The sequence below is a fragment of the Curtobacterium pusillum genome (genome assembly GCF_007673235.1).
Lineage (GTDB): Bacteria > Actinomycetota > Actinomycetes > Actinomycetales > Microbacteriaceae > Curtobacterium > Curtobacterium pusillum_C.
In genome coordinates this window covers 259,134-265,641 of sequence record NZ_VDZH01000002.1, presented here as the reverse complement: position 1 = coordinate 265,641, position 6,508 = coordinate 259,134, and the positions used below count along the sequence as shown (strand labels likewise).

General features: G+C 72.1%; 8 protein-coding genes. 4 read left to right on the top strand and 4 right to left on the bottom strand.

Annotation, left to right across the window (positions count from 1 at the left end):
• Positions 1-85 precede the first annotated feature (85 nt).
• The gene (locus FS532_RS05960) at positions 86-1,090 is read right to left on the bottom strand and encodes a sugar phosphate isomerase/epimerase family protein (RefSeq protein WP_144751344.1); all 1,005 of its coding nucleotides are present in this window, start codon (positions 1,088-1,090) and stop codon (positions 86-88) included.
• Entirely contained in the window at positions 1,087-2,319 is a 1,233-nt protein-coding gene (locus FS532_RS05955) for a Gfo/Idh/MocA family protein (protein WP_144751341.1), read from the bottom strand. The genes FS532_RS05960 and FS532_RS05955 overlap by 4 nt, the downstream gene beginning before the upstream one ends.
• Before the next feature lie 98 nt (positions 2,320-2,417).
• Between FS532_RS05955 and FS532_RS05950 the strand changes: the two genes are divergently transcribed.
• The 4 genes from FS532_RS05950 (at position 2,418) to FS532_RS05935 (ending at position 4,773) form a co-directional block, all read left to right on the top strand.
• On the top strand, positions 2,418-3,413 hold the full coding sequence (locus tag FS532_RS05950; protein ID WP_144751338.1) for a LacI family DNA-binding transcriptional regulator: 996 nt from the start codon (positions 2,418-2,420) through the stop codon (positions 3,411-3,413).
• Between the two features lie 256 nt (positions 3,414-3,669).
• On the top strand, positions 3,670-4,035 hold the full coding sequence (locus FS532_RS05945) for a hypothetical protein (RefSeq protein ID WP_144751335.1): 366 nt from the start codon (positions 3,670-3,672) through the stop codon (positions 4,033-4,035).
• 23 nt (positions 4,036-4,058) lie between these two features.
• Entirely contained in the window at positions 4,059-4,505 is a 447-nt protein-coding gene (locus tag FS532_RS05940) for a hypothetical protein (RefSeq protein ID WP_144751332.1), read from the top strand.
• Between the two features lie 22 nt (positions 4,506-4,527).
• Positions 4,528-4,773 (top strand): hypothetical protein, encoded by a 246-nt coding sequence (locus tag FS532_RS05935; RefSeq protein ID WP_144751329.1) that lies wholly within the window; start codon positions 4,528-4,530, stop codon positions 4,771-4,773.
• A gap of 14 nt (positions 4,774-4,787) precedes the next feature.
• Here the strand turns inward: FS532_RS05935 and FS532_RS05930 are convergent, their stop codons facing one another.
• Entirely contained in the window at positions 4,788-5,450 is a 663-nt protein-coding gene (locus FS532_RS05930) for a Type 1 glutamine amidotransferase-like domain-containing protein (protein WP_144751326.1), read from the bottom strand.
• Positions 5,447-6,499, bottom strand: a complete 1,053-nt coding sequence (locus tag FS532_RS05925) for a glycosyl hydrolase family 18 protein (protein WP_144751323.1) — start codon at positions 6,497-6,499, stop codon at positions 5,447-5,449. The genes FS532_RS05930 and FS532_RS05925 overlap by 4 nt, the downstream gene beginning before the upstream one ends.
• Between the last annotated feature and the right edge of the window lie 9 nt (positions 6,500-6,508).

Sequence of the window (6,508 nt, the reverse complement as noted above, 5' to 3'; positions counted from 1 at the left end):
CCCCCCGGCGAGGGACGGGGGGCCCGCCGCGCCGGCGCCGACCGCCCCACGCGAGTCGCGCCTCCAGTCCGGTTCCCGCAGCGCGTCAGACGCGCGCCGCCAGCGACGCGTCGGCGGCCAGCAGGACGCGCGCCGCCACGGCGACGCCCTCCTCGCGCCCGAGCTCGGTGTCCTCGTGCTCGATGTTCACCCACATGTCCGGGTCGACCTCGCGCAGGGCTTCGAGGAACGCCGACCAGTAGGCCTCGTCGTGCCCCTTGCCGAGCGCGACGAAGTCCCAGGCCGACGGCTTCGGCCACTCGTTCGCCCACTCGTCCCCGCCGAGGTTCGTGCGCTGCTCGTCCGGCGACAACCGGCGGAACGAGTTGTCGAGCACGCCGTTGATCGCGGCGTGCGGGTTGATCCGGACGTCCTTCGCGGCGGCGTGGAACACGAGCGGGCCGAGGTCGCGGACGACCGCCACGGGGTCCATCTGCTGCCAGAACAGGTGCGACGCGTCGAGCTCGACGCCCACGTTGGTCAACCCACCGCGCTCCACGAGCTCACGGATCGTCGCCGGGTTGAACACGACGTTCTGCGGGTGCAGCTCGAGCGCGACCTGGACCCCGTGCTCCCGCGCGAGGGCGTCGATCTCCTGCCAGAACGGCACCGCGACGCTCCACTGGTACTCGATGACGTCGAGCGCCGCTGAGTTCCACGCGTTCACGATCCAGTTCGGACGCGTGCCACCGGGCTCCCCCGCGGGGAGGCCCGACATGGTGACGACGCGGTCCTGGCCGAGGCGTGCGGCGAGGCGGATGCTGCGGCGGACGTCCTCCGCGTGCTCCGGTCCGATCGCGGGGTCCGGGTGCAGCGGGTTGCCGTTGCAGTTCAGGCCGGCGATCGAGACGCCGGTCCCGTCGAACTGCGCGAGGAAGGCATCGCGGGCCCCGTCGTCGTCCAGGATCTCGTCGACGTTCGGCACGTGCACCGGCGGCAGGAACCCGCCGGTGTTCAGTTCGATGCCGGTGAGGCCGTTGCCCGCGATGGCCTCGAGCGCCGCGGCGAGCGGGCGGTCGTGGAAGATCGCGTTGTAGAGACCGAGCTTCATGCGTGCACTCCAGCGTTTGCGGTGAGGTCGACGCTTGCGGCGAGGTCGACGGTTGCTCCCCCGTCAGCGGCGGACCGTGCCACCGCGTCGAGGACCTCCATGTTGTGGACGCCGTCGTCGAACGTGGCGTTCGCCGGCAGCGGGTCGGTCGTGTTGCCCACGACCTCGTCGAGGAAGGCGCGCGCCTGGTACTCGAACATCTGGTTCTGGCCCCAGCCGACACCGGGGGCGTCCATCGCCATGCCGCCGGCGACGTAGGGGTGGTCCGGGCCGAGGACGACCTGGCGGTAGCCACCGAGGCGGGACCCGTCGGACTGCAGCGCGAGGCCGATCTCGGAGGCGCGTTCCTGGTCCCAGCGTGCGGCGCCGTTCTCGCAGAACACCTCGATGACGAGGCCGTTCGGGTGCGACGTGGCGACCCGCGACACCTCGAGCGACCCGACCACCGAGCCGTCGCCGAAGCGGGCGTTGAACGTGGCGTAGTCGTCGTTCTCGACGTCGGCGAACTCGCCGGTCAACGGGACGGCCTGGCCGCGCAAGGCAAACCCGGCGGCGATCGGGCGCTTCGTGATGGCGGTCGTGAACATGCCGCCGTTGACGCTCTGCACCTCGCCGGCGAGGAACTCGGCCACGTACGCCAGGTGGGACCCGACGTCGGCAAGGGCTCCGGTGCCCGGGGCTCCCGCGAAGCGCCACGAGAAGGGCACGTCAGGCGAGGAACCGTAGTCGGTCCAGTAGCGGGCGGAGACGTGCAGGACGCGACCGAGGGTGCCGTCCTCGACGAGCTGCTTGATCGCCGCGAGCCCGGGAGCCCGGCGGTAGGTGAAGCCGACCCGTGCGACGAGCCCGCGGGCGGCGGCCTCCGTCGCGGCCGAGGCCATCGCGCGGGCGTCGTCGAGCGAGTCCGACAGTGGCTTCTCGCACAGGACGTGCTTGCCGGCGGCGAGCAGCCCCTCGACGATCTCGCGGTGGAGCGTGTTGGCGACGACGACGCTCACGACGTCGATGTCGTCCGCCTCGGCGATCGCTCGCCAGTCGGTGTCGTGCCGGGCGTACCCGAAGCGCTGCGCGGACTCGGCCGCCAGCGGTTCGTAGACGTCACCGATCGACACGAGCCGCACCGGCGGCAGCGTCGATCCGAAGAGGGACGGTGCGTTCCGCCACGCGGCCATGTGGGCCTTGCCGGCCATGCCCGCGCCGATGACGGCGACGCCGATGCTGTCGCTCATGTTCTCTCCTTCGAGACGGTGGGATGCAGATTCTGGAACGTTCCAGAACGTGTCGCTAGACTGTAGCCCCACCACCCCATGTCCTGTCAAGGAGCCGCGTGTCCCGACCACCGACGATCATCGACGTCGCCACCCGCGCCGGTGTCTCGAAGTCGCTCGTGTCGATGGTCATGCGCGACGACCCGGGGGTGTCCGACGCCCGCCGGTCCGCGGTACTCGCCGCTGCCGCAGAGCTCGGGTACCGGCCGAACCGCGCCGCCGCGATCCTCGCCGGCACACGCACCCGCACGATCGGCGTCGTCGTCGACGACTTCCGGAACCCCTGGTACGTCCCGATGCTCGACGGCGTGCGCGAGGCCCTCGCCCCGCACGGCCTCCGGCTGACCCTGGCCGACACGCGCGCCAACGCGCACCTCGGTTCCTCACCGTTCGACGACCTCGTGTCGTTGCGGGTGGACGGCGTGGTCCTCGCCGCCGAGGGGTTCCCCGACCTGGTCGTCCCGGCGGACACCCCCGTCGTCATCGCGGGCGAGCGCTCCGAGGTGCCCGGCGGGCTCGACGTGGTCGCCTCGGACGAAGCCGCCGGCGGCCGGTTGGCAGCGGATCACCTCATCGGACTCGGTCACCGCCGCATCGTCCACGTCACCGGCTCGGGAGGCCCGGCTGCCGTCCGCCGCGCCGCCACCGTCGCACGGATGGTCGAGTCCGGCATCGAGCCGCTGGTGTTCGGCGACGGCCCGACCTCGGAGCAGACCGGCTACCAGGGCACACGGCGCGCATTGCAGGACCACCCGGACCTGACCGCCGTGTTCGCCGCGAACGACGTCATGGCGATGGGCGCGATCGCGGCGGTGCGCGAAGCAGGCCTCCGGGTGCCGGAGGACGTGTCGGTGGTCGGCAACGACGAGACCCCGCTCGCCGCTTCACCCCTGCTGCGCCTGACCACGGTCGACCCGCACAACGACGAGGTCGGGCGATTGGCGGCGAACCGACTCGTGGAGCTGATCGGTGCCGCCGAGCGGCCGGAGGCGACCAGGACCCTCGTGCCGCCGTCGCTCGTCGTCCGCTCGACGACCGCTCCCCCGCGCGCGTGACGGCGAGTCAGCCGGTCGACGCCGTGCGTGGGCTCTCCGGGACCACCGGGGCCGGCTGGGACCGGGTGTAGTCGACGTACGGGACCACCGTGATCGTGATCGTCGACGGCGTGCTGGTGTTCATGTGGATCTCGCTCCTCACCCTTGAGACTGCCTTCCAGCACCGTACCCACGCCGTACATGTGATCGGAATGCATTCCACATGCTCGTTACGGGGTCGTTACTCGAGTGCGCGCGGAGAACCTACGCTGGGGTGATGCTCTCCCGACGTGACGCCGCCGTCCGGCTCGACATCCCCCTCGAGATGGCGACCCACCACGGGATCCCGCCGCGCCTCAGCGAGGCCGACCTGGCGGCGATCGAGCAGGACCCGCCCGCCTGGCTCGTGCAGTCGCGAGCGAACCGAACCGGCGGCAAGAAGGTGTGGGTGCGCCTGGAGTGCGTGGTGTGCGGGTACAGCGAGACGGCGCGTCCGAAGAAGTGGTGGCCCGACTGGGACCACCTGATGTGCGACTACCACGCCCCGTACCAGGCGCCGGAACCCACCGCGGGCTTCACCCGACGCGAGGTCGAGGGCGTCGGCAGCCGCTTCGTCGCACTCGTCGACGAGCGGTCACGGTAGGAATGCCTCCGGCAGGGGCCTCGGTGCCTGCTCGCGCGGCGTGGATCGCGCTCCCGGCACAGGTCGTGCTGACCGGCGCGATCTCCTGGGTCGTCATCGCCGTCTGGATCGTCGTCGGCGGGTTGTTCACCGAGGGTCTCCAGGTCGTCGGGATCGCGGTGTTCGCGACGGCGCCCACGATCCTGGCCTTCGTCGTCGGTCTCCCGTTGCGTCTCGCGCCGCGCGCCCGGGCCTGGTGGTTCCACCGTCGAGCCTGGGCACCCGCGGTGTTCGGGGTCGCCGTTCTGGGACTCGTCTCGTCCTACCTCGTCGGGGGCGCCGGTCCGGTCCACAACGCTGCGGGACCCGAGTGGCCGGCGACGGACGGCTACGATCCGGACGTGTGGGTCTTCGCGGTCGCGCTCGGCGTCGTCGCAGTCGCGTCGATGCACCTGCTCCCGCCACGCCGCGTCTGGCCCGCGACGTCCTGACGCCGGTGGCCTGCGTGCGAACGTGCGCCTCGGCGACCGGGCCGCTTCACCGGCGTGGGAGCCCCTCACCGGCCCGGACACCATGACGCTGTGGGCGATGACGAAGGCACTGCCCGATCCCGGAGTGACGCCGGTGCGTCTCCCGATCCCGGGACGGACAGGTCGGGCGTTCCGCGACGGAGCACTCCTGCCGAGGGACGGGACCGAGGTCGTCGGACCACACCTGCGCGACTGGATCACCGGAGCCGGCCGACTGCACGGCGGCTGACCCCTGCCCCTGCGTCAGGTCGCGAGCTGCACCCAGCGCCCCTCGGAGACCACCCGCACCGAACCGCCGTCGACCGCGATGGCGGTCTGCTCGTCGATGGCGTAGGCCGGCCCGCCGATGTCGGCCGCCCACCGCTCCGCGTGGTCGAGGGTGTTCTCCGGGAACGCGTCGAGGTGCGGGAAGACCGAGAAGTCGACGATCCCCAGTGTCCGGTCGTCGACGGCGCCGTGCCACTCGACGAAGGACGCACCGATCCGCGGTGTCATGACCATGCTCCCGGCACTCACGCCCACCCACACCGTGTCGGGCAACTCGGGCAGGATCTCCGCGAGCCCGGACGCCCGCATCCAGTGACTCAGGTACGTCGCGTCACCGCCGTCGACGAGCAGCACGTCCGCCTCCCGCACCCAGGCTCCCCATCGTTCGACGCCGATCGTCGGGAGCGCGGTGAGCTCCAGGACACCGACCGAGGCCCAGCCCAACCCGGCCAGGTACCGCGAGTCGCTGCCGCCGGCCACCAGGTTCCGCACGGAGGCCGGCCCGCACATCGGGTGACCCCACTGCGCGGTCGGGACGACCAGCGCGTGGCTCTGCTCCACGGGCTTGCCGAGCATGTCCACGAGCGCCGCCCGGATCGTCCGGTTCGTCACGCCCCCTGAGGTCAGCAAGAGCTTCACGTCGTCTCCGTCTCGGGCAGGGCCAGGGTGTTCAGGGACCAGAGTGCGACACCGTGCAGCCCGAGGTCCTCGGCGAGCGCGACACGGACACGGTAGGACCGGGCGTCGGACCAGTGCAGTTCGCGCCCGTCGTCGAGCGTGGCCGACCACTCGCCGGTCCGCGCGGACCACGCCGCAGCGCTCCCCGCGGCCGCCCGCGCGGCGTCCGGGCTGAGCTGCGCGTCGCCGGAGCCACTCCAGACGTAGCCGTACCCGGCGATGCCGAGGTCGATCCGGTCCGCGGGGATGCCGGAGCGCTCGGCAGCAGCGACGACTCGCTCAGCCCACGGCAGGGACCCGATGGATCCGGCGCCGGTCCAGGGACCGTGCTGGTCGTACGTCATCAGGACGAACCGGTCGACGTGGTCGGCGAGCGCACCGAGGTCGTACCCGGTGTCGCGGTAGCCGCCCGCACTGGTCGACGCCATCACTGCCATCGACACCTCGGCGTCCTTCCCGAGCCGGTCGTCCACCGCCGTCCGGAGTGCGGCAGCGAACGCCACGAGCCCGGTGCGGTCGCGGCTCCGGAGCGACTCGAGGTCGATCTGCACCCCGTGCATGTGCTGTTCGGACGCGAGTTCCGCCAGGCGCGAGGCGACCCGCGACCGGTTCCCGGCGTCGGAGAGCAGGGCCGTGCCGACCTCGGGCGAGAAGTCCCCGATCGACTCGGAGTAGTTGCTGACGAGCAGCTCCGGAGCCGCTCCACCGTCGGTCGCCGTCCGGGCGAGCGCCCCGACGCCGGCCGGCAGGTCGTTCAGACCTGCGCCGTCGTCCGCGACCGTGACCCCGTCGATCCCGATCGTCGCCGCGCGACTGGACGCGTCGGCCACCAGCCCGGCCGAGTCGTCACCCGGCTCGACGTACCCCTCGACGGCGAGACCGGCAGCGGCACCAGCACCAGCACCGTCGGCACCGTCGGCACCGTCGGCATCCGGCCCGGCGGCGCAGCCGCCCAGGACCATCGCGACCACGACCGCACCGGTGACCACGAGACCCCTCCGCCGCACCATGCGCACACC

Bases quoted from the DNA above. Each gene is read 5' to 3' on its own strand.
- FS532_RS05925 (WP_144751323.1), bottom strand. From the start codon at position 6,499: ATGGTGCGGCGGAGGGGTCTCGTGGTCACCGGTGCGGTCGTGGTCGCG.
- FS532_RS05955 (WP_144751341.1), bottom strand. From the start codon at position 2,319: ATGAGCGACAGCATCGGCGTCGCCGTCATCGGCGCGGGCATGGCCGGC.
- FS532_RS05945 (WP_144751335.1), top strand. From the start codon at position 3,670: ATGCTCTCCCGACGTGACGCCGCCGTCCGGCTCGACATCCCCCTCGAG.
- FS532_RS05960 (WP_144751344.1), bottom strand. From the start codon at position 1,090: ATGAAGCTCGGTCTCTACAACGCGATCTTCCACGACCGCCCGCTCGCC.